Annotated in this window: 17 protein-coding genes and 1 other RNA gene; 3 read left to right on the top strand and 15 right to left on the bottom strand. The window is 56.5% G+C overall.

What is annotated here, in order from left to right:
* Positions 1-34: 34 nt before the first annotated feature.
* Positions 35-1207, bottom strand: a complete 1173-nt coding sequence (locus ACH2EM_RS08685; RefSeq protein ID WP_395151919.1) for a D-alanyl-D-alanine carboxypeptidase family protein — start codon at positions 1205-1207, stop codon at positions 35-37.
* Between the two features lie 171 nt (positions 1208-1378).
* On the opposite strand from ACH2EM_RS08685, the gene mtaB reads away from it, so the two are divergent.
* Together mtaB and ACH2EM_RS08675 are read left to right on the top strand one after the other, a co-directional pair.
* Positions 1379-2680, top strand: coding sequence for a tRNA (N(6)-L-threonylcarbamoyladenosine(37)-C(2))-methylthiotransferase MtaB (gene mtaB, locus ACH2EM_RS08680; protein ID WP_395151917.1), 1302 nt, complete (start codon positions 1379-1381; stop codon positions 2678-2680).
* Positions 2681-2808: 128 nt separating this feature from the next.
* Positions 2809-4326 carry a 4Fe-4S dicluster domain-containing protein gene (locus ACH2EM_RS08675; RefSeq protein WP_395151951.1) on the top strand — a complete coding sequence of 506 codons (1518 nt, stop codon included), beginning with the start codon at positions 2809-2811 and terminating at the stop codon, positions 4324-4326.
* 271 nt (positions 4327-4597) lie between these two features.
* Here the strand turns inward: ACH2EM_RS08675 and ACH2EM_RS08670 are convergent, their stop codons facing one another.
* The 7 genes from ACH2EM_RS08670 to gdhA all read right to left on the bottom strand — a co-directional run bounded on the left by ACH2EM_RS08670 (position 4598) and on the right by gdhA (position 13008).
* Positions 4598-5608, bottom strand: coding sequence for a WG repeat-containing protein (locus ACH2EM_RS08670; protein ID WP_395151915.1), 1011 nt, complete (start codon positions 5606-5608; stop codon positions 4598-4600).
* Positions 5609-5650: 42 nt separating this feature from the next.
* Positions 5651-6136 (bottom strand): 23S rRNA (pseudouridine(1915)-N(3))-methyltransferase RlmH, encoded by a 486-nt coding sequence (gene rlmH, locus ACH2EM_RS08665; RefSeq protein WP_395151913.1) that lies wholly within the window; start codon positions 6134-6136, stop codon positions 5651-5653.
* A 5-nt stretch (positions 6137-6141) separates the two neighbouring features.
* A complete protein-coding gene (locus tag ACH2EM_RS08660) occupies positions 6142-6930 on the bottom strand; it encodes an MBL fold metallo-hydrolase (protein WP_395151911.1) in 789 nt (262 codons plus the stop codon).
* 107 nt (positions 6931-7037) lie between these two features.
* Complete coding sequence (locus ACH2EM_RS08655; RefSeq protein WP_395151909.1) at positions 7038-8321, bottom strand: UDP-N-acetylglucosamine 1-carboxyvinyltransferase; 1284 nt, start codon at positions 8319-8321, stop codon at positions 7038-7040.
* 388 nt (positions 8322-8709) lie between these two features.
* The gene (locus ACH2EM_RS08650; protein ID WP_395151907.1) at positions 8710-10521 is read right to left on the bottom strand and encodes a peptidoglycan DD-metalloendopeptidase family protein; all 1812 of its coding nucleotides are present in this window, start codon (positions 10519-10521) and stop codon (positions 8710-8712) included.
* Between the two features lie 110 nt (positions 10522-10631).
* The gene (locus ACH2EM_RS08645; protein ID WP_395151905.1) at positions 10632-11495 is read right to left on the bottom strand and encodes an RluA family pseudouridine synthase; all 864 of its coding nucleotides are present in this window, start codon (positions 11493-11495) and stop codon (positions 10632-10634) included.
* A gap of 163 nt (positions 11496-11658) precedes the next feature.
* Entirely contained in the window at positions 11659-13008 is a 1350-nt protein-coding gene (gene gdhA / locus ACH2EM_RS08640) for an NADP-specific glutamate dehydrogenase (RefSeq protein ID WP_395151903.1), read from the bottom strand.
* A 313-nt stretch (positions 13009-13321) separates the two neighbouring features.
* Here gdhA and rnpB point away from each other — a divergent pair.
* Positions 13322-13663, top strand: an RNA gene (rnpB, locus tag ACH2EM_RS08635) — RNase P RNA component class A.
* 65 nt (positions 13664-13728) lie between these two features.
* On the opposite strand, the gene ACH2EM_RS08630 is transcribed toward rnpB, so the two are convergent.
* From ACH2EM_RS08630 to ACH2EM_RS08600, 7 genes are all read right to left on the bottom strand, one after another.
* On the bottom strand, positions 13729-13995 hold the full coding sequence (locus ACH2EM_RS08630; protein WP_395151901.1) for a pro-sigmaK processing inhibitor BofA family protein: 267 nt from the start codon (positions 13993-13995) through the stop codon (positions 13729-13731).
* Complete coding sequence (locus tag ACH2EM_RS08625) at positions 13992-14276, bottom strand: DUF2508 family protein (protein WP_395151899.1); 285 nt, start codon at positions 14274-14276, stop codon at positions 13992-13994. Before ACH2EM_RS08625 ends, ACH2EM_RS08630 begins: the two co-directional genes overlap by 4 nt.
* Before the next feature lie 259 nt (positions 14277-14535).
* A complete protein-coding gene (locus ACH2EM_RS08620) occupies positions 14536-15222 on the bottom strand; it encodes a cyclic nucleotide-binding domain-containing protein (RefSeq protein WP_395151897.1) in 687 nt (228 codons plus the stop codon).
* Positions 15223-15268: 46 nt separating this feature from the next.
* Positions 15269-16426: an MFS transporter gene (locus ACH2EM_RS08615; RefSeq protein ID WP_395151895.1), complete on the bottom strand. Its 1158-nt coding sequence runs from the start codon at positions 16424-16426 to the stop codon at positions 15269-15271.
* Positions 16423-18564 carry a ribonuclease R family protein gene (locus ACH2EM_RS08610; protein WP_395151893.1) on the bottom strand — a complete coding sequence of 714 codons (2142 nt, stop codon included), beginning with the start codon at positions 18562-18564 and terminating at the stop codon, positions 16423-16425. The genes ACH2EM_RS08615 and ACH2EM_RS08610 overlap by 4 nt, the downstream gene beginning before the upstream one ends.
* A 64-nt stretch (positions 18565-18628) precedes the next feature.
* Complete coding sequence (gene secG / locus ACH2EM_RS08605; RefSeq protein WP_395151891.1) at positions 18629-18880, bottom strand: preprotein translocase subunit SecG; 252 nt, start codon at positions 18878-18880, stop codon at positions 18629-18631.
* A 112-nt stretch (positions 18881-18992) separates the two neighbouring features.
* Positions 18993-21233, bottom strand: coding sequence for a DNA gyrase subunit A (locus ACH2EM_RS08600; protein WP_395151889.1), 2241 nt, complete (start codon positions 21231-21233; stop codon positions 18993-18995).
* Between the last annotated feature and the right edge of the window lie 18 nt (positions 21234-21251).

The following is a 21251-nucleotide window of genomic DNA, read 5'->3' as shown; positions in this document are numbered from 1 at the left end:
AGGGTTCCCCACACCCTGCCTGCTGTTTCTTTTGTTATTGCAGCAAACCTGCCAACAGCCGGTTCAATGCCAGCCGCAAATCCAGCCGGGGCACCTCCTGGGCTGCCGTTACCGGCCACTGCCCCAGCTGCTGCTGGCCGCACCACACCGTAACGGTGCCAAGCTGCTGGCCCTGCTCCACAGGTGCCTGCACGCTGGGCTCCAGTTCCACCTTTACCTCCAAATCCGCCGTTTCGCCCTGCCGCAGCAGCACACCGCCGGGCATTTGATAGGTAAGAGCCACCGTTTCCTGGCTGCCCTGTTCCACCGCTATGGTTTGAGGTGCTTCGGAAGGCAGGCTGAGGGGATGGTTTTCGTAGTTGGCAAACCCATAGTCCAGCAGTGTTGTAGCCGCCGTGAACCTTTCTCCGCTGCTGGGACTGCCCAACACCACCGCAATGAGAGAAAGCCCATTGCGGGTGGCACTGGCGGTCAGGCATACTCCAGCCCCGCCTGTTGTGCCGGTTTTCAGGCCGGTGATTCCCTCATAGCGTTTCAAAAGCTTGTTGGTATTAATCAGCTGGGTCTGACCCTGACGCAAACTATCCATCCATATGCCGGTGTACTCCATAATTTTGGGGTGCTTGGTTAAAATCTCCCGGCTCATACGGGCCACATCCCGTGCAGTGGAAAGATGGCCCGGTTCGTCCAGCCCGCAGGCGTTGCGAAATGTGGTGCTGGTCATGCCCAGCTCCTGTGCTTTTTGGTTCATGGCTTCCACAAAGGCTTGCTCGCTGCCTGCCAAAAATTCTGCCACTGCCACCGCTGCATCATTGGCGCTGGATACGCAGATGGCCCGCATCATCTCATCCAGGGTCAGCTGCTCGCCTGGCTCCAGCCAAATCTGGCTGCCGCCCATGCTGTATGCGTGCTCGCTCACCGGCACAATATCGGTAAGCTGTACCCTGCCCTGCTCCAGTGCTTCCATGGCAAGCAGCATGGTCATAACCTTGGTGATGGAGGCAATGGGCACCTGTGCATCCGCCTGTTTTTCGTACAGAACAGTGCCGCTGTCCTGGTCAATCAAAATGGCCGTTTTGCAGGGCACATCGAACTGGGGCAGTTCAAAACGGCCCTGTTCCAGGCCCTGTGCCGCCACCGGCAGCGGCAGCAGCATCGTAACCATCAGCAGGGCTGCCGCTGCGCCCGCCTTCCATTTGTGTTTCATAATCCCTTCCACCCTTCTGCATTGCAGCCTGGGGCCGCAGTTTCCGTGTTAGTGCATCTATATGGCCCGGCTGGGCCGGATATGCCCACAGGCCTTGCCATGGGAAGGTTTTTTCTTATATAATAAGGATAAACATTCGTTTTTGATTGACAACCAAAGGAGCAACTTTACATGCGTGTTAGTTTTTATACGCTGGGCTGCAAGGTAAACCAGAACGAAACTGGTGCCCTGGCCCAGCTGTTTTGTCAGAACGGCTACACCCTGGCAGGGCCGGAGGAAGAAGCCGATGTATTTGTGGTGAACAGCTGCACCGTAACCGCCGGGGGCGATAAAAAAAGCCGCCAGTGGCTGCGGCGTGCCAAGCGGCAGTACCCTGGTTCTGTCACGGTTCTTACCGGCTGCTATCCCCAGGCTTTTCCGGAGGAGGCTGCTGCCGTGGAGGAAGCTGATGTGGTAATGGGCAACGCCAACCGGCACGCCATTCTGCGCAATGTGGACATTGCCCTTTCTACCCAGGAACGGGTGGTGGACATTGTGCCTCACCAAAAGGGCGAAGCTTTTGAGGAGCTGCCCATGGAGCGGTTTGAGGGCCACACCCGTGCCTTCATCAAGGTTCAGGACGGCTGCAACCGCCGGTGCGCTTACTGTGTCATCCCCCGTGCCCGGGGCCAGGTGCGCAGCCGCAGCGAGGAGAGCATCCTCAACGAGCTGAAGGCTCTGGCTGCTGCCGGGTACAAGGAGGTTGTGTTCAGCGGCATCAACCTGCCCAGCTACGGCCAGGACACCGGCACCAACCTCACCCAGCTGGTGGAGCGCAGTGCTCAGGTGGAAGGCATTGAGCGCATTCGTTTGGGCAGTCTGGAGCCGGATGTACTCAGCGATGAGGACATCGCCCGCATGGCCAAGGTGAAAAAGCTCTGTCCCCAGTTCCATCTGTCCCTGCAAAGCGGCTGCACCGCTACCCTGCGCCGGATGCGCCGTGTATACACCGCCGAACAGTATGCCGATGTGGTGCAGCGGATGAGGGCCGTGTTTGGCAGCCAGTGCAGCTTTACCACCGATGTGATTGTAGGCTTTCCCGGTGAGACCCAGGAGGAATTCCAGCAGAGCATGGAGTTTGTAAAGAACCTGGGCTTTTTAAAGGTACATGTATTCCCCTACTCCCAGCGCTCCGGCACCCCTGCGGCCACCTTCCCGGATCAGATTGCCGAAAGCGTGAAGGCCCAGCGAGCCAAGGAGATGCAGACCGCAGCAGACCAGGTGCGCAATCAGCTGGCCCAGCAGATGGTGGGCCGCTGTGAGCCGGTTCTGCTGGAAAAGGCCCTCAGCAGCAACCTGTTTACCGGCTATACGCCCCTGTATCTGCCGGTGGTGGTGCAGGCTCCCGGTGCAGAGCCCGGCCAGATTTTGAACTGCAAGCTGGAAGAGTGGGACGGCGAGCGCTGCCGTGCCATCCCAATGCCCACTGTATGATGATTGTTTCTTTTTAAGGTTTTTGCATTTTACCCCCTGTCTGACCTGTACAGATGGGGGGTTTTATGCTATATTTTTACTGTATGGAATCATGCACACATTGGAAGGAGTTATGTGATATGAGCAACATGCGTGGTATTTATACCTCGGTTATCGACATTCGCCGTCGGGTATTTACCGAGGTTGCCCGCCTTTCGTACGAAGGGCAGAATTATGCCGAGGAAGTATCCCGGCTGCCCTACAAAATCATTCCCGGCGAGGTAAACAGCTTCCGGAACAGCGTATTTCTGGAGCGTGCCATCGTTTCTGAACGGATTCGTCTGGCCATGGGCCTGCCCCTGCGCCCCATGGACGACCAGGCTCCTCTGAACGCCGGTATGGAAAACAGCATCATTGCCCAGAAATACTACGATCCCCCGCTGATTAACATCATCAAATTTGCTTGCAACGCCTGCCCCGAAAAGCGGGTGGAGGTTTCCAACCTGTGCCGGGGCTGTCTGGCTCATCCCTGCGTGGATGTTTGCCCCAAGGACGCCCTGACCTTTACCCCCGGCGGTCACACTGTGATTGACCAGGATAAGTGCATCAAGTGCGGCAAGTGCGTGGATGTTTGCCCCTACCACGCCATTGTCAAGATGGAACGCCCCTGTGCTGCTGCCTGCGGCATGAACGCCATCCATTCCGATGCTTTGGGCCGTGCCCAGATTGACCAGGACAAGTGTGTTTCCTGCGGTATGTGCCTGGTAAACTGCCCCTTCGGCGCCATTGTGGACAAGGGCCAGATTTTCCAGCTGGTACAGAGCATCCGTCAAGGCGACCGGGTATACGCCATCATGGCCCCCGCCTTTGTAAGCCAGTTCCCCGGCCTGACCGTGGGCAAGCTGAAGGCTGCCATGCGCACCCTGGGCTTTACCGATACCTTTGAGGTTGCCATCGGCGCCGACCTGTGCACCATCGAGGAAGCCAAGGACTTTATGCGTGAAGTGCCGGAGCACCTGCCCTTTATGGCTACCAGCTGCTGCCCCAGCTGGAGCATGATGGCCAAAAAACTGTTCCCCGAACTGGCCGACAACATCAGCATGGCCATGACCCCCATGGTGCTGTCTGCCCGCCTGGTAAAGAAAAAGCACGGCAAGGACTGCAAGGTGGTATTCGTTGGCCCCTGTGCCGCTAAAAAGCTGGAGGCAAGCCGCCACTCTGTACGCAGCGATGTGGACTTTGTGCTCACCTTTGAGGAACTGATGGGTCTGTTTGAAGCCCGTGAAGTAAACTTCGATGAGCTGGAGGCAGATCCGGAGGACGATTTCAACCAGGCTTCTGCCGACGGCCGCGGCTTTGCCGTCACCGGCGGTGTAGCTCAGGCTGTTGTAAACGCCATCAAGAAAATGAACCCCGAACATGAGGTGAAGGTTGCCAGCGCCCAGGGCCTGGCCGACTGCCGCAAGCTGCTTACTCTGGCCCGTGCCGGTAAGTACAACGGCTACCTGCTGGAGGGCATGGGCTGCCCCGGCGGCTGCATGGGCGGCGCCGGTACCCTGGCCGACCCTGTAAAGGCCGCTGCTGCTTTGGCCAAATACAAGAAGGAAGCTCCCATCGAAACTGCGGTGGAAAGCCCCTTTGAAAACGATCTGCCTTTCCTGAACTAAGCAAAAGGCTGTCTCGTTTATTTATAAAACAAAACAACCCCCGTGCAATGCACGGGGGTTGTTTTGTTTTGTGCTGCGGCACATTATTTCAGGTGATAGCGTGCACCAAATTTTTTGCAAAATAAATCCAAAAGCCCAGCCAAGGCTTGAGCATTGGCTGGGCTTTTGGAAACCATCCGGTCAATTTGGCGTACAATGCGCCGCCCTCCGCCTCTCAGCGTGAATGGTGCGGTGCCGCCTTAAGGTTTGATAGGCCCAATTGCCGTAAAAATCAGCCGGGCTTGTAATCCGCCAGCAGAATTACGCCCCATCCATCCTGGGTTTTGACCCAGGCTTTTCCGTCGGAGGAAGCAGTAGCTGCATCCAAAAAGGTCATGGTGGTTTTTTCACTTCCTGCCAGGCTGATGTAGCCCCAGCCGGTTTCGGTTTTTACTGCGGCACGGTCACCCCAAAAGGGCCGGGCTGCCAGATAAACAGGCTCCACCAGCATCTCCCCGGTAGCCTGGTTCAAATAGCCCCACACATCCTGCTGCTGTACCGCAAACAGGCCGGTGCTGGCCCGCTCCACCGCCTGAAACACCTGTTTGCTCAACAGAGTCCCATCGGGATTAAACAGCATATAGCCCTGTGTTTCGCCCAGCAATACCGGGTGATCTTCCTCCAAAAAGCTGTAACCCTTCCACTGGCTGTTGTCCTTGGTGGTGTCGGTAAGGGTGGCCACCTGTGCCACCACAGGTTCCAGGGTATTGACCACGCCATCGGTCCAGGGCTGAAATACCCCCATATCCGCCACATACAGCCCCTTCCGGTTGGGGTCGAACACTACTTCCGTATCTGCCAGACCGTGACCGCCGGAGCCAACCACCTGGCCCTTTGCATCGTAAATTTCACTCTCATCTGCATTGGTAATACCGCACACCGGGCACCAGTGCACATCCTTTTCGGCGGGGATGACGATGGTTCCGTTTAAATCAATCACACCGGTTTTGCCGTCCTGCTTAAAAAAAGCCAGTTGGTCCCGGTTTTCCAGCTGGGTTTGGGTGGGTGCCGAATAATCCGCCAGGGAGCCGACGATTTCAAACTCCTGGAAGGGCCCCACCAGATACCCTGCCTGGGGCTTGGGGGTGGGGGTGGCAGTGGCAGAACTGTTGGAATTGGGTGCCGGGGCACTGGTTCGCTGGGGCGATATCACTTCCACCTCATAGCTGCCCGCCGGCTTGCTGCAAGCAGAAAACATCAGTGCAGCCAGGCACACAAGACCTGCAACGAAACGCTTGTTCAAAAACATCCGCCTCCTTTTCAGCTGGGCTTACGCCCCTTCTGCTTATTTGTGGTATTTAATGTGGTTGTTGATGGCAAAGGCCCGGTAAAGTTGTTCGGTAAGCACCAGCCGGGCCAGCTGATGGGGCAGCGTAATGCGGCCCAGGCTGATTTTGTAGGCAGCAGCCTGTTTCACCTGGGGAGAAAGCCCGTGGGAGGACCCAATCACAAAGGCCATATCCCCCGCTCCGCTCAGGGCACGCTGGGCAATGCAGTCTGCCAAATCCTCGCTGGAGACCAGCTTGCCTTCCACGCACAGGGCCACAATGGCAGCGCCCTTGCGCACATTGGCCAAAATGGCCTTTGCTTCCTTTTCCAAGGCTTTTTCAATGACCGCCGGGCTTGCGTTTTTTTCCGAGATGGTCTCCTCCGGCAATTCAATGATACGGAACTCACAGAACGCCCCCAGCCGCTTTTGGTACTCTGCCACACCGGCAGCACAGTAAGCGGCATTTAATTTTCCAATGCAAATTAAGTCAATCTTCTGCATATGTATCAAAACTCCATCCAATCACTGGGTTCACTGCGTTTTTGGGCCTGAATCACCACATCCTTCTCTGGCAGAATGCCCGCCATCTGAATGGCAGAACGCACGGTAGCCAGCGCCAGGTCCGGGGTATTGTTTTCTCGGCTTAGATGACACAGAGCAAATTTCTTGCACCCCTGCTGGAGCAATTCCAGCACCTTGGCGGCGCAAACCGCATTGTCCAGGTGTCCCCGGTCGGACTGGATGCGTCGTTTCAGCTGGTAGGGATAACGCCCCATCTGCAAACAGTTCAAATCGTAGTTGGACTCCAAGGCCACCAAATCTGCGCCATGGAGAGCGTGGTGCACCTCTGGGGTGATGGCGCCCAGGTCGGTGGCCATGGTCATGGTGCGGCCGTCCTCTGTTTGAATACGGTAGCCGCAGCAGGGCACATCATGACTGGTGGGAAAGCTATGCACACCAAAGGACCCGATTGCCTCCTGCCGGTCCTGAATGGCAATCAGCTCGGTGGCTGGGGGCACCAAATCCGCCTCGGCCAGTTTTTCCAGGGTAGCGGCCTTGCCGTACACCGGCACATTGTAGTGTTTTAAAAACACCTTTAACCCCTGAATATGGTCGGTATGCTCATGGGTCACCAAGATGCCTTTCAAATCCGAAACTGCCAGCCCCAGCTCCTTTAATCCATTTAAAGTGGTGCGGCAGCTTTTGCCCATGTCCAGCATCAGGTATTCCTGCCCGCAGCGCACCACCGAACAGTTGCCGGAGGAGCCGGAGTACAGGGATGTAAAAAACGCCATACAGTCTCCTTTTGTAACGATACATCTAAAACAAAACCGCATCCTGCCCACACTCGGCTGTAAAAGCCAAGGCCGGGCAAGATGCGGTATCGAAAATTTGCTTGGCCTTACAGAGCCTGCGGCAAACCAGTGCTGGGTTTTTCCACCCGGCGAATGTCTGCACCCAGTCCCTGGAGCTTCTGCACCAGGTCCTCATAGCCCCGTTCAATGTGGGCAATCTCAGAAATCTCGCTGGTGCCCTTGGCGCTCAATGCAGCCATCACAAGAGCTGCACCGGCCCGCAGGTCGGAAGCACGCAGAGGTGCAGGCTGCAATTCACCCACACCCTCAATGACAGCCACCTGGCCATCCACCTGGATGTTTGCACCCATACGCACCAGCTCGTCCACATAGCGGAAGCGGTTTTCCCAGATGCCTTCGGTCACAATGGAAGTACCCTTGGCAATGGTGAGAAGTACGGTCATGAGGGGCTGCATATCGGTGGGGAAACCAGGGTGAGGCATGGTTTTGATTTTCAGGGGCTGCAAATCACCGGAGCGGCTCACCCGGATGGAATCATCAAATTCCTCCACCCGAATACCTGCCAGCTCCATCTTTGCAGTGATGGGCTCCAGGTGCTTGGGGATTACATTCTTAATGAGCACATCGCCGCCGGTGATGGCGGCAGCCACCATGTAGCTGCCTGCCTCAATCTGGTCCGGAATAATGGAGTAGCTGCATCCGTGAAGCTTCTTTTTGCCCCGAATGCGAATGACATCGGTACCTGCGCCACGCACATCGGCACCCATCATATTAAGGAAGTTGGCCAGGTCCACAATATGGGGTTCCTTGGCCACATTTTCCAGCACAGTCTGGCCCTCAGCCAGCACTGCACTGAGCATAGCGTTCATGGTGGCGCCCACCGAAACATTGTCGAAGAATACATGGGAACCTGCGAGGGTTTCGCCGGTTACCTTAATCATGCCGTATTCCACAGAATCCTCTGCACCCAGGGCACAAAAAGCCTTCAGGTGCTGGTCAATGGGGCGAGGGCCCAGATTGCAGCCGCCGGGCATTGCCACCTGCGCAGAACCAAAACGGCCCAGCAGAGCACCCAGGAAATAGTAGCTTGCACGCATCTGGCGGGACAAATCGTCCGGCACTTCGGTGCAGTGCAGATGGGTGGTATCAATTTCATAGGTGTTTTTGTTCAGCATCCGGACACTTGCGCCCAGGGCAGTAAGAATTTCCAGCGAAACTGCCACATCGCTGATGGCAGGCACATTTTCGATGATGCACTTATCTGCTGCCAGGATGGTAGCCGGCAAGATGGCGACTACTGCATTTTTGGCGCCGCTTACCGATACCTCGCCCTTGAGGGGTTTGCCCCCATTGATGACAAACTTTTCCAATTCAAAACTCTCCTTTGTGCGCTCCTAAAAGGCCATTACGCTTTCATGGCATCGCAGTTGCCTTATTATACACCAAATCCTTGCAGGATAAAAGCTTTGCGCTTATTATCTGCTTAATTTGTAACAACTATGCAACCACGCTCTATTCCCGTTATGGTAATTGTAAATTTAGATAGAAAGAAACCGCCCGTACCACCGGAGTTACCAGCATCGGCAGGGCGAAAAAACCTCGGATTTCGACCAAACACGAAATCCGAGGTTTATCATACCAGTTTTCACCGGTAGATGCAAGCCTTTTTGGCCTTGCATCTACCCAAAACAGGGATTTCAACCGCTTTGAAACCCTTTTGTCATTTTCCGGGCAAAAAACTATTTCCAGCCTTTGGATTTATTTGTTGGGGAAGTAGTTTCGGGCACTTACCAGAGAGCCATTTTTGTAAATCTCAAAATGGCAGTGGTTACCGCTGGAGTCACCGGTGGAGCCCACATAGGCAATCACCTGACCCTGGCTAACCGACTGACCTGCCACCACATTCAAACTGCTGTTGTGGGCGTACAGGGTTCGCATACCGTTGCCGTGGTTGATTACCACATAGTTGCCGTAATCCCTGTGCCAGCCTGCGGTTACCACCTGGCCGCTGTCCGCTGCCAAAACCGGCGTACCGTAAGCAGCACAGATATCTGCGCCCTTGTGGTAGCTGCTCATCCAGCGGCTCACATACTTGTAGCCAGGCACCGGCCACAGCAGGCTGCCGCTGCCGGTTTCCACCAAATCGCCATTGGCTGCCTTGGTGCCAATCTTGATAATCTTGTCCTGTGCCTCCTGCAAAATCTGCCGGTCAATTTCAACCACAGAACTGGGGGTTTGGGAATCGCCGTAGTATACCTTTTCTTCGGTAATCTCTACAATGCCATCCACGCCTTCCTGTGCCACCTTCTGGGTGCCAAAGCTCAGCTCGCTGTCCTTTTCCTCCACGGTTTTAAAGGGGATGGATTCGGTGCGTGCCTCGGTGACTGTACGCTTTACCTGTAAGTAGGGCATGGCCTGGCTGATTAACAGGGTATCGCCAGGGAAGAAATTGGTATCCAGATTTTTATCCGGGTTCATGGCTTTCAGCTCATCCACCGAGATGCCAAAGGTACCGGCCACTACCCAAGGGGTATCGCCTGTTTGCACCGTATAGGTTACAGCTCCCTGCTCCTCGCCATGGAGCTTTTGAAGAATCTGCTCCAAGGGAACAATGGACTCGGTCATGTACAGGCCATCCTCGGTGCGCACTTCTTTGGTAAACTCCACCTTCAGGTTGGGGTTATCCGGGTCCTGATAGGGGGCAATCATGTCGTTGATGCTTTGCCGCAGTGTATTGCCATCGGTGGTTACTGCTACCAGCTCATCGTTAACATACAGCGCCGTTGCCTCGCTGATGTCTGCACTGGACACCTCCAAAATGCGGTCAGCCATCTGGTTTTCGTCCATGACCGTCTCGCCCACTGCAATCCGGTAGGCCGGCTCAATAGTCCACTTTCTTTCGTCGCTGGAAACATACTGAATGCGCTGTTCCAGCTCGCTTTTGGCGGAATCAAACACCTGCTCGGTTTGCACATAGCCCACCACCGAGCCATTCACTTCCACCGCCAGCGCATAGTTGTAGTCCAGCACGGTTTGCACGGTGTAAACAAACACGCCCAGTGCAATCACCGGCAGCACATAAGCACCGGCACGCACAAGCAGGGGTGAGTAGCGCAAAATACCCGAAAACAGGTACTCCATACCGCCCTTAAAGCCGTGGATTACACCGCCTTCTTTGTATCGTTCTTTGGCACGCTGGGCAATGCTCTGTACGCCGCTGACCAGGCGTACCACCGGGGCCGCCAATTCGCTGCAGGCGCTTGCCAGCGCCGATTTGCAAAACCGCCCAATCTTTCCCAGGGTCCACACCAGCAGTGCAATGCCACCTCGAAGCCAGGAGGCCAAGGTGTGCAGGATGCTGCGGGCGGTGTACTCACCCCAAAATCCTAAATCGTATAAAAACTGGCCCAGAACAGCCGTCTCCGGGTGCTCCTTTGCATGAGCAATCAAGGGGCTGGCCTTTGCCAGTAACGCCTTTTTCAACACAGCCCAACGGCCGGGGCCTTTGCCCGGTTCCGGGGTACCGTTCGAGTGGGTCTGCTGTTCTTCCTGCTGGGGAATTTTTTCCATAGTAGACAGCCTGACCGCCTCCTTTCGTTGTGATGTTGCCTAAGTTTCATTATAACAAAGCCATTTGATTCGGCAAGTGGTTGGAAGTTTTTTCACAGGACTTTCAAACTTTACTCCTGCACCAGTCTGGCCATATCCGCAGGCAGCTGGCTCTCCAGCACGATAGTGCGGCCGTTGGCCGGTTCTGCAAATTGCATACGGGCACAGTGCAGGGCATGCCGGCCAATCTCCAGGCGATTTCCGCCATACAGCTCATCCCCTGCAAGGGGGCAGCCCAGATGTGCAAAATGCACCCGAAGCTGATGGGTCCGGCCGGTTACCGGCACTGCCGCCACCAGGCTGAATGGCCCCCAAACCTTTTCCTGCCGGTACTGGGTGGTGCTGGGTTTGCCCTGGGGCGAAACACAGCGCAGGATGATGCTGCCCGGTGCCCGGTCGATGGGGGCCTCTATGCAGCCCTCCGCCTGGGGCAGCTGCCCCTGCAGCACAGCCCGGTACACCTTTTGAGCACTTTGGGCCAGAATGGGCGCTGCGTAGGCATTGCGGGCGCAAAGCACCAGGCCGGAGGTATCCTTATCCAGCCGGTTTACCGGCCGGAATACACCGGTTTGCCCTCGCTGGCGCAAAAGGCCCATATAGGCATTCGCCAGGGTGCCGTCCTTGTAATTGAGGGTGGGATGCACCGCCATGCCCGCCGGTTTTTCCAGCACCATGGCATGGGCGCTTTCGTACACGATGTTCAAAGGCAAATCCTCAGGTTCCACCGTGGTGGGGGGCTCTGGGGGCAGGGTAAAGGTTACCAGCTGCCCTGCATGAACAATATCACAGGTGCGGGCCGGACCATCTTCCACCCAAAAACCGCCAGTTTCGTATTTTACTCCCTTCATAAGGGTAGCCGAAACACCTTTAAAGCGCAAAAAATCCCGCAGGCAGGCACCGTCATAGGCCGGTGTTACCACAAAGCTCAGTTCCATGGGTACCTCCCTGTTTTGAATATTCTTCAAGATTATACCACATCTTTGGCTTTTTGCGCAACCAACCTGTCATTTGCACCAAAACTGTGCATTTCCGCCTATAAAAAAACAGCAACAGGGTGAACCCTCACCCTGCTGCTGTTTGCATAAAGTATTTTAACAATTAGTAGGCAACGCCCTGGGCAATCATGCTGTCGGCTACCTTGATGAAGCCGGCCACATTGGCACCCACCATCAGGTTGCCCTCTGCACCGCAAGCTACGGAAGCATCGTAGGCAGAATGGAAAATCCCCTTCATAATGCCCTGGAGCTTCTCGTCCACTTCCTCAAAGGTCCAGGACAGACGCAGGCTGTTCTGGCTCATCTCCAGACCGCTGGTAGCAACGCCGCCGGCGTTGGCAGCCTTTGCGGGACCATACAGCACACCGTTGGCCTGGAATACTTCAATGGCTTCGGGAGTGCTGGGCATATTGGCGCCCTCGCAAACCACCTTGCAGCCGTTGGCTACCAGAACCTTTGCGCTCTCGCCGTCCAGCTCGTTCTGAGTGGCGCAGGGCAGTGCAATGTCACAGGGAATGGTCCAGATGCCGCGGCAGCCCTCGGTGTAGGTTGCGCCTTCCTTGCACTTTGCATACTCGCTGATGCGGGCACGGCGCACTTCCTTAATCTCCTTCACCAGGTCCAGATCGATGCCGTTGGGATCGTAGACATAACCGGAGGAATCGCTGAGGGCCACAACGGTAGCACCCAGCTGGGTGGCTTTTTCGCAGGCGTAGATGGCCACATTGCCGCTGCCGGAAATTACCACAGTTTTGCCTGCAAAGCTATCGTTGCGCATGCAAGCCAAAGCCTCCTGGGTAAAGTAGCACAGGCCATAGCCGGTTGCTTCGGTACGAGCCAGGCTGCCGCCCCACTTCAGGCCCTTGCCGGTGAGCACACCGGTAAACTCGTTGCGCAGACGCTTGTACTGGCCGTACATATAGCCAATTTCACGGGCACCCACGCCAATATCACCTGCGGGCACATCGGTGAACTGGCCAATGTGACGGCTCAGCTCGGTCATAAAGCTCTGGCAGAAACGCATAATTTCTCCGTCGCTCTTGCCCTTGGGGTCAAAGTCGGAACCGCCCTTGCCGCCGCCCATGGGCAAACCGGTCAGGCTGTTTTTGAAAATCTGCTCAAAGCCCAGGAACTTGATAACAGAGGCATTTACGCTGGGATGCAGACGCAAGCCGCCCTTGTAGGGGCCGATGGCGCTGTTGAACTGAACACGGTAGCCCCGGTTCACCTGCACCTTGCCTGCATCGTCCACCCAGGACACCCGGAACTGAATCAGGCGTTCCGGCTCCACCAGTCGCTCCAGAACACCGTTTGCCTCGTATTCGGGATGCTTGTCCACCAGCGGCTGAAGGCTTTCCAGCACCTCGCGGACGGCCTGCAAAAACTCAGGCTCATGGGCATTGCGGGCTTCCACCTGGGAATAAACCCGGGTCAGGTAGGCATTTTGTAACATAAGTCGGATGTCCCCTTTCAATGGTTGCTGGCGGGCTTGTGCCCCGCATCCAAAAGGATGTGAGGATTCCCGCTATGGATTTTATTATAAAACTGCACTAAAGCGTTTGCAAGAAAAACTTCAAAAAGCCGCCGCCGTTTTTTCTTGTTAAACCAGCGTATTTTTTTGTACTTTTCTCACAATACAGCCGCATAAAAAGTCGTTCTTTCCATCCTGCCCTCTTTTTGCGGCCAGCTGTTCCTTCCAACTGCAAATGCCAGTGCCTTTGCTCTTGTATCATGCCCAAAACTATGCTATAATACCTTACGGAAAACGAGTGGAACATACGGCAGCGGGGCGGCATTGCGTTCGCTCTGAGGAAAGTCCGGGCTTCACAGGGGAATGGTAACTGCTAACGGCAGCCGGGGGCAACCCTAGGGATAGTGCAACAGAAAGAAACCGCCATGTTTATAACATGGTAAGGATGGAAAGGCGAGGTAAGAGCTCACCAGCGCACTGGCAACTTTGCGGCTATGTAAACCCTACCAGAAGCAACACCCGTATGGGGCATACAGCGCTCCCCGCGCGCCCCGGAGGTGGCTCGAGCCCTGCGGCGACGCAGGGCCTATACAGATTGTCGTTTAATACAGAACCCGGCTTACGGTCCGGTCGTTTTCTTTCAAAGAGGGCGTCTTTTCTTTACAGGAAAAGACGCCCTCTTTGAATTTTGGCGTTTTGTTCCTACGGCAAACCCAACACCAGCCGCAGCACCAGCAGGCAAACCACCCCCGGCACCCCCAACACCACCGCAAAAAAGCTGGTAAAGGTGTTCAGGCAGATGGTAAGCCCGGTGATGGGCGCTAAAAGCGCCGCCAGTGCCAGGGCACCTGTGCCGGTAACTGCCGAAATCAGCACCTGTTTCAGAGGGCATTTGGTTCGTGCGGCCGCCCAGCTCACCAGCAGCAAAGCCAGAGCAGCCACCGCCCAAAGCGCCCACTGCCCCGTCACAGGATGGCCCGCAGCTGCTGGTTGCGGGCTTTGCGCTGTAAGTAGCGGTAACGGCATTGGAGCGCCTGATATTCGTAAATGAGTTCCTCAATGAGTTCCGGTTCAATCTCCCAGTCAAAGCGTTCCTGGTTGCGGTGCATCTGCGTCAGGCAGTCCCGGAATTCCTGTTCCAGACTGGGCATACAAATCATTACTTCCTGCCCTTGCGGCTGGGTTTGTTCCCGCACCAGCGCACCGGCCAATCGTTCCAGTATGGGCGTTTTTTTTACGGCAATTTCCATGGTACATTCCCCTTTCACAACAACCGTTCATGGTATGGATATGCCAAAAGCTTGGCCCCTTATGTACCAGTTTATTCCGCCCGCACAAAATTCATCCTGCCTGCGGGGGCCATGCCCACCTGCGTCTCGCCCGCAAATCCTTTGAATTTTCTGAATGATACACAAAAAAGGGTGTGCCCTCCCATAACTTGGGGGCACACCCTTTTTGCATTTAAAATGCCTTTGGCCGCTGTACCGTATGCGGGTACAGCAGTGCCGATCAGTCGGAAAATTTATCCCGTTCTTTGCTCCATTCCCCATCGTCCAGGGCGGATTCAAAGGCGTCCCGCACCTGGATGCGGTAACCTTTTTCTTCTTTTTTCAAATCGCCCCGCTGGCACAGCTCGTTGAGGGTGCGCAGCAGATGCCGGTAGCTTACACCCAGATATTCCGCCGCCTCGGTCAACCGACCGGAAAAAAGCCCCTGGCTGCTGTTCAAAAGGATATAAGCCCGGAGCCGGGTATCCAATGGAGCCAGAATATTGAAGGAATCGTTGATGCTGTTACGGGCCACGATGCGAGCCATCATCAAAGCAATCCGGTTCATAAACCGGATGTTGTTCAGCAAATTGTCCCGGTATTTCTGCAAAGGAATCGCCAGGCAGCGCACCGGCCCGGCCGCTTGCAGGGTGCTGCTGGCTGGGCCTTGGGTCATCAATTCCACCTCACCCACCAGTGCACCCGGTTCGTTGTAACAAAACAAAAGGGTTTTATCCGCCACTCCAATGGCGCACACCTTTACCCTGCCCTCCACCAAAAAAAGCAGTTCCTCCATGGGGCAGCCCTGACGGCACAGATATTCTCCCCGCTTGTAGCTGCGCAGCTCCACATCCTGAAAATCCTCAATGGCCAGCCCGTAGGCTTCCATATAAGAGCGATAGTCGGCGGGTGTTGGGGTGCGTTTCATGGAAAGTCCTCCTCTGGTTTTGGGTGTATCTGCCAGTTTTATTGTATCATACCAGGGCAGGCTCTTTCAAGTTTGCCAAAAGGGATAGCCCACTGCAAAGCAGTGCCAGCGCACCCGCAGCCAAAAACACCAGATGAGACCCACCGCCCAGCAGCTGACCCATCCACCCGGTGAGGTAAGGGGATGCAAAATAGCCCACATTCACAATGGTAAGTACTACTGCGGTAGCGCCGGGCAAACGGTCGGCACTGGCGCAGCGGGCAAAGCCCAGCATCAGGCAGGGGGCGTACAACCCCATTGCCAAAGCGGCCCCAAGCCCCAAAATCAGCGCACCCGGCACACTAACCCAGATTCCGCCAATCAGGTACCCGGCTGCCAGCAGCCCCAAGGCCCAGGCCATGGTGAAGGAGCCGGTGTACCGCTGGAGAACACCAAAGCTGGCGCTCACCACTCCTGCCGCCACACTGGCCACTGCGGTAATAATACCAGTGAGTACCGAGTCCCCCAGGCCATTTTGTTCCACATACAAGGAGGTATGGGTGTTTACCACATAGTAGAGGGCCGCAAAGGCAAAGCCAACTGCAGAAAGCCGCACCATAGCCCCCCAATCGTACCAGCTTTCGGTGTGGATGGCAGCAGTGCCCCCCTGGGCCTTTGTGCGGGGCAAAAAAGCCAGACCCAGGGCCACGGGCACCAGCACCATCAAAAAGCAAAGATATACATTGTACCATTGGCCAGTGGCCAGCACACCGCCCATGAGTGTACTGGCCACCCGGCCCAGCTGGAGCAGCCCTGTAACCACGCCCATTACGGTGTTCCGCTCCTGGCCTTCAAAGCTGCCGCTTACCAGCAGCGGAAACACCGTGGACTGCATTCCGTAGGCAACGCCCATTACCGCACTGCACCCAATGAGCACAGGCAGCTGGTCATGAAACAGGTAGCTGGATAGCCCCCCTGCCAAAAACACGGTCAGTGCCCCCAGCGAAAGGGTGCGGCGGCTGAACCAGCGTTCCAGCAGTGGTTCCGCCAGAATGCCTGCAATGCCCGTCAGGTTGGGCAGGGTGAGCAGCAGCAGCACTGTATTTTCGGAATAATCTGTAAAGTAAGCCACCATGCCGGACACCGCCACCGAAGGCACCATGTACAGCAGGTTCACAAAACAGATGGCCCCGATGGCCATCTTGATTCCCAGTTTGTTGTTCATTGTTTCATCCCCTGTTCCTGATTGCTATGCTGCATACCAGGCTCCCATTCCACCAGAGCCAGGTCGATGCGGCCCAGAGCCACATCGGTGCGCAGTATCTTCACCCGTACCTTATCGCCAATGGTCCAGCGGCCACCGCTGCGGGCGTCCAGCAGGCGCACACCGTCCTGCACCACTGGCTCACCCTTGCAAAAGCTCTCGCTGTGCACCAGGCCCTCCACAGTGTTAGGCAGCTCCACATACAGGCCCTGCCCTGCCACGCCGCTGATGACGCCGGGCCATTCCTCACCCAGATGCCGGGTCATGCACTCCGCCTTATAATAACTTTCGGCGGTGCGCTCCAGCTGCATGGCCGCCAGTTCCCGGTTGCTGGACTGCTGGCTTGCCTGCTGGGCAAAGGTGCCATACTGCCGCTGCAAAGCCTGGGCAGACTGCCCTTCCAGCCAGGCTGTAAGAATGCGATGAATGGCCAGATCGGGATACCGGCGGATGGGGCTGGTAAAGTGGGCATAGTCCTCCAACGCCAGGCCAAAGTGCCCCTTGGGGCTGGGCTCATAACAAGCCTTTGTCATGCTGCGCAGGATGCTGGTGTGCACCACCGGCTCTACCGGGGTGTTGCGGGTCTGCTCCAGCAGGCGGCAAAGTTCCTGCTGGGTGGGAATATCCTGCTGGAAGGTGTCCGGCAGACCGCAGGCACGCAGTACCGAGCGCAGCCGGTCCACCCGCTCCGGGTCCGGCTGCTGGTGCACCCGATACACAAAGGGCAGCTCCTTCTCACGGGCCAGCTGGGCAGCGCACTGGTTGGCCAGCAGCATAAATTCCTCAATGATGGATTCGCTCAGGCCCCGCTGGGCAGGCTTTACCTCCACACACAGGCCCTGTTCATCCAGAATCAGCTTGCTTTCCCGGCTTTCCAGCTCAATGCCGCCCCGCTCCCGGCGCAAAGCCGCCCGCAGACGGTAGAGCTGGGCCATGGCAGGCAGCTGATGGGCCACCGGCTGGTAACGGCTCACCAGTTCCTCATCCGGGGCCTGGCTGCCGTCCAGCAGCTGGTTGATTTCGGTATAAACGCCCTTGATGCGGCTGTGGATGATGGTTTTTGCAAACCGGAAGTTCACCAGGCGGCCCTTCTGGTCCAGTTCCATCAGGCAGGAGAAGGCCAGCCGGTCCTCACCGGGGTTCAAACTGCACAGGCCGTTGGAAAGCCGCCGGGGCAGCATGGGGGCCACCTGGTCGGCATAATACACCGAGGTGCCCCGGGCAAAGGCTTCCTCATCCAGCAGGGTGCCGGGCTGTACATAATGGCTCACATCCGCAATGTGCACCCCCAGCAAAAAGCCCTGTTCAGTCTGGCTCAGGCTGATGGCGTCGTCAATGTCCTTGGTTTGGGCAGAGTCAATGGTAAAAATGGGCCAGCTGCGCAGGTCCATGCGGTCCTCCATCTCCTGCTGGCTCACCGGCGGCAGGCTGTCTGCCTGCTGCTCCACCTGGGGGGCAAACTCCTGCTTGACGCCAGCAGCATAGGCCAGGGAGCGGGCGCAGTTGGCGGCCTTGTCTCCACTGCCGAACACCACCTGAATGTGTGCCTTCTGGCGCAGCAAGTCCTTATGCCGTTCCGGCAGCTGCAAGGCCACTTTATCGCCCGGCCGGGCTGTCAGTTCAGCAGGCTTCACCGCCAAAAACAACAAAAAGGGGCAGTCGTCCAGTGCGGCATACAGCCGCCCACGCTCCTGGTACAAAGTACCCACAAACTGGGTGCGGGGCTGGCAGACTTCCACAATCTCACCTTCCAGCGAACCTTCCACCCGGGGCCGGTCATACAGCCGAATGATAACCTCATCCCCCGGCAGGGCATTGCTAAGCCCCTTGCCGGGAATAAAAATATCCGCCCCATCGCTTTGGGCTGCAAAACCGAAGGTGGGAGCCAGTTTTACCAGCACCGCCCGGCGCAGCTTGCGGCTGACCGAGGGTTTGGCCGCCAGCTTGTAGACCCCCCTATTTTGTACAATGCGGCCCGCTTTTTGCAGCTGGGCCAAAGCCTGCTTTACCTTTTTGTTGTTGCCTAAAATCGCAGTAAGTTCACCTGCTTTGCAGGGGCGCTGCTCCAGCTGACGCAAAATTTTGGAACGGATAGACATAACGCTTTGTTTCCTCTCTTTTGTTTCAAACAAAAAGGGCCCGCAAAGCGGACCCTTTTGCTGGTTAGTTCATGCTGACAACGCTCAGGATGCTCACGGCAACCACCACCACAAAAAAGACGATGGATACCAGGCGGGTGGCCTTGGCCAACTTAACATCCCGGCCACGAGTGCGGCCTGCTTCCATCATGCCACCCTCGCCCATAATTGCGCCCGACAGGCCACGGCCCTTGGACTCCTGTGCCAGGGTAAGAAGCACGATGGCAATCGCTGCAAGAATCAGCACGACACCGCTGATGATCTCGATGATACTCATAGTGTAAACGCTCCTCTTGGTTTTATGCACGCTACTATACAAATGGTATCTTAGCACACAAGGGTAAAAAATGCAAGAAAATTCTGCTGTGCCGGGGCCATGCAAACCCAGTTTACAGGCTCATCTGATCCAGCCGGTCTTCCTCCCGCACCAGCGCACCGGCAGCAGGCAGGCTCTTGACCCGGTAGCGGGCCGGGTTTGCCAGTTCCAGCTGGGCCGAAGGCCGCACCCACTGGATGGACTGGTTCTTTTTGAGGGTAATTACCGCCACACCGGCGCTGTCACGGGTTTGCTTTTCGCTGATTTGCTGGGTATCTGCCAGCAGCAGGCGGCCGCCCGTGGTGCGCACCGCAATTTCGGCATCCGCTTCCAGCTGGGTCATGCAGGCCAAAGGCTCCTTATCGCTGTAGGCCTTCAGCAGCTTTTTGCGGTTTTGTTTGGTGGCATAGGCAGCCAGCGCAATCTTGGCAAACTTGCCGTTGGCATAGCCAAACAGCATATAGCCCGCATAATCGGTGGTAACGGCCATGTACAAGGGCATCTCTCCCTCGTCCATGCCCAGTGCCGCTGCCACAAATTCACCCATTACGCTGGCCTTGGTGTCGGCAAAATCACCGGCACGGCATTTGTATACCTGCCGCTGGTCGGTAAAAAACAACAGCCAGGCATCGTTGCGGGTTTCCAGCTGCTGCACCACCTCGTCCCCTTCCTTGAGCTTCTGTTCGCCGCTCATGCGCAGGGACTGGGGGGTGATTTTTTTGAAGTAACCCTCCCGGGTAAAGAACACCGTAACCGGGTAGTCCGGCATGGCTTCCTCCTGAGCAGCCTGCTGGGCGTCCGGCACATCGTACAGAATGCCGCACCGCCGAGGCTGGCCATACTTTTTGGCCACGCCGTTCAGCTCATCAATGATAATGCGCCGAATCTTCGCTTCGGATTTCAGGATTTCTTCCAGGCGGGCAATTTCCTGTTCCAGCTGCTCAATTTCCTGGGTGCGTTTGAGGATGTATTCCCGGTTCAGATGGCGCAGCTTGATTTCCGCCACATATTCCGCCTGTACCTGGTCAATGCCGAAGCCAATCATCAGGTTGGGGATAACCTCCGCATCTTCGGCGGTTTCCCGCACAATGCGGATGGCCCGGTCAATGTCCAGCAAAATAGCCTGCAAGCCCTGGAGCAGATGCAGCCGCTTCTGCTTGCCTTGCAGGTCGTGCCAGGTGCGGCGGCGCACACACTCGGTACGGAAGGCCACCCACTCCTGCAAAATCTGGCGCACACCCAGCACTCGGGGCTGCCCGCCAATGAGCACATTGAAGTTGCAGGCAAAGCTGTCTTCCAGCGGGGTGGCACGGTAAAGCTTCTGCATCAGCTTGTCCGGGTCCTGGCCACGCTTTAAATCAATGGTCAGCTTTAAGCCATTCAGGTCGGTTTCGTCCCGCATATCGCTGATTTCCTTGATTTTGCCTGTCTTTACCAGCTCCGCAATCTTATCCATAATGGCTTCCACCGTGGTGGTGGGGGGAATGCGGGTAATTTCCAGCATATTGCCTTCCTTGGCATACTGGTACTGGGCACGCACCCGCACACTGCCCCGGCCGGTTTCGTAAATTTTACGCAGCTCTGCTTCGTTGTACAAAATTTCGCCGCCGCCCACAAAGTCCGGGGCTGGCAGGGTGGTGAGCAGGTCGTGGTCGGGGTGCTTCATCAGGGCCACCGTGGTGGCGCACAGCTCCGCCAGGTTAAAGGAGCAGATGTTGGAGGCCATGCCCACCGCAATGCCCAGGGTGTTGTTGGCCAGAATGGTGGGAAAGGTTACCGGAAGCAGGGTGGGTTCCTGGGTGGTGCCGTCGTAGTTGGGCACAAAATCCACCGTATTTTTATCAATATCCCGGAACAGCTCCTCACAAACCGGCTCCAGGCAGGCCTCGGTGTAACGGCTGGCGGCATAGGCCATATCCCGGCTGTATGCCTTGCCAAAGTTACCCTTGGAGTCCACAAAGGGCACCAGCAGGCTCTCGTTGCCCCGGCCCATGCGCACCATGGTTTCGTAGATGGCTGCATCGCCGTGGGGGTTCAGGTGCATGGTGCTGCCCACAATGTTGGCACTCTTGGTGCGGGCGCCTTTTAACAGGCCCATCTCGTACATGGTGTACAGCAGCTTGCGGTGCGCAGGCTTAAAGCCATCAATCTCCGGTAATGCACGGGAGACGATTACGCTCATGGCGTAGGGCATATAGTTTTTTTCCAGGGTTTGGGTGATGGGGCTTTGCAGCACCACACCTGCATCCAGAATTTCCACATGGTCGCCCAGCTGAGGCCGGGCTGCGGCTTTGGTGGGTTTCTTTTTTGCCATTGGTTGTTCCTTTCCCTG

It is taken from the genome of uncultured Allofournierella sp. (assembly GCA_944382705.1).
Classification (GTDB): domain Bacteria; phylum Bacillota; class Clostridia; order Oscillospirales; family Ruminococcaceae; genus Allofournierella.
Note: the sequence above shows the minus strand (reverse complement) of the source record. Positions and strands in the feature narration are given on the sequence as shown.

Coding starts and splice junctions, on each gene's coding strand:
- ACH2EM_RS08675 (WP_395151951.1), top strand. CDS start 2,809: ATGCGTGGTATTTATACCTCGGTTATCGACATTCGCCGTCGGGTATTT.
- ACH2EM_RS08645 (WP_395151905.1), bottom strand. CDS start 11,495: ATGGAACTGAGCTTTGTGGTAACACCGGCCTATGACGGTGCCTGCCTG.
- rlmH (WP_395151913.1), bottom strand. CDS start 6,136: ATGCAGAAGATTGACTTAATTTGCATTGGAAAATTAAATGCCGCTTAC.
- gdhA (WP_395151903.1), bottom strand. CDS start 13,008: ATGTTACAAAATGCCTACCTGACCCGGGTTTATTCCCAGGTGGAAGCC.
- ACH2EM_RS08610 (WP_395151893.1), bottom strand. CDS start 18,564: ATGTCTATCCGTTCCAAAATTTTGCGTCAGCTGGAGCAGCGCCCCTGC.
- ACH2EM_RS08620 (WP_395151897.1), bottom strand. CDS start 15,222: ATGAAACGCACCCCAACACCCGCCGACTATCGCTCTTATATGGAAGCC.
- ACH2EM_RS08600 (WP_395151889.1), bottom strand. CDS start 21,233: ATGGCAAAAAAGAAACCCACCAAAGCCGCAGCCCGGCCTCAGCTGGGC.
- ACH2EM_RS08625 (WP_395151899.1), bottom strand. CDS start 14,276: ATGGAAATTGCCGTAAAAAAAACGCCCATACTGGAACGATTGGCCGGT.
- ACH2EM_RS08685 (WP_395151919.1), bottom strand. CDS start 1,207: ATGAAACACAAATGGAAGGCGGGCGCAGCGGCAGCCCTGCTGATGGTT.
- ACH2EM_RS08650 (WP_395151907.1), bottom strand. CDS start 10,521: ATGGAAAAAATTCCCCAGCAGGAAGAACAGCAGACCCACTCGAACGGT.
- mtaB (WP_395151917.1), top strand. CDS start 1,379: ATGCGTGTTAGTTTTTATACGCTGGGCTGCAAGGTAAACCAGAACGAA.
- ACH2EM_RS08660 (WP_395151911.1), bottom strand. CDS start 6,930: ATGGCGTTTTTTACATCCCTGTACTCCGGCTCCTCCGGCAACTGTTCG.
- ACH2EM_RS08615 (WP_395151895.1), bottom strand. CDS start 16,426: ATGAACAACAAACTGGGAATCAAGATGGCCATCGGGGCCATCTGTTTT.
- secG (WP_395151891.1), bottom strand. CDS start 18,880: ATGAGTATCATCGAGATCATCAGCGGTGTCGTGCTGATTCTTGCAGCG.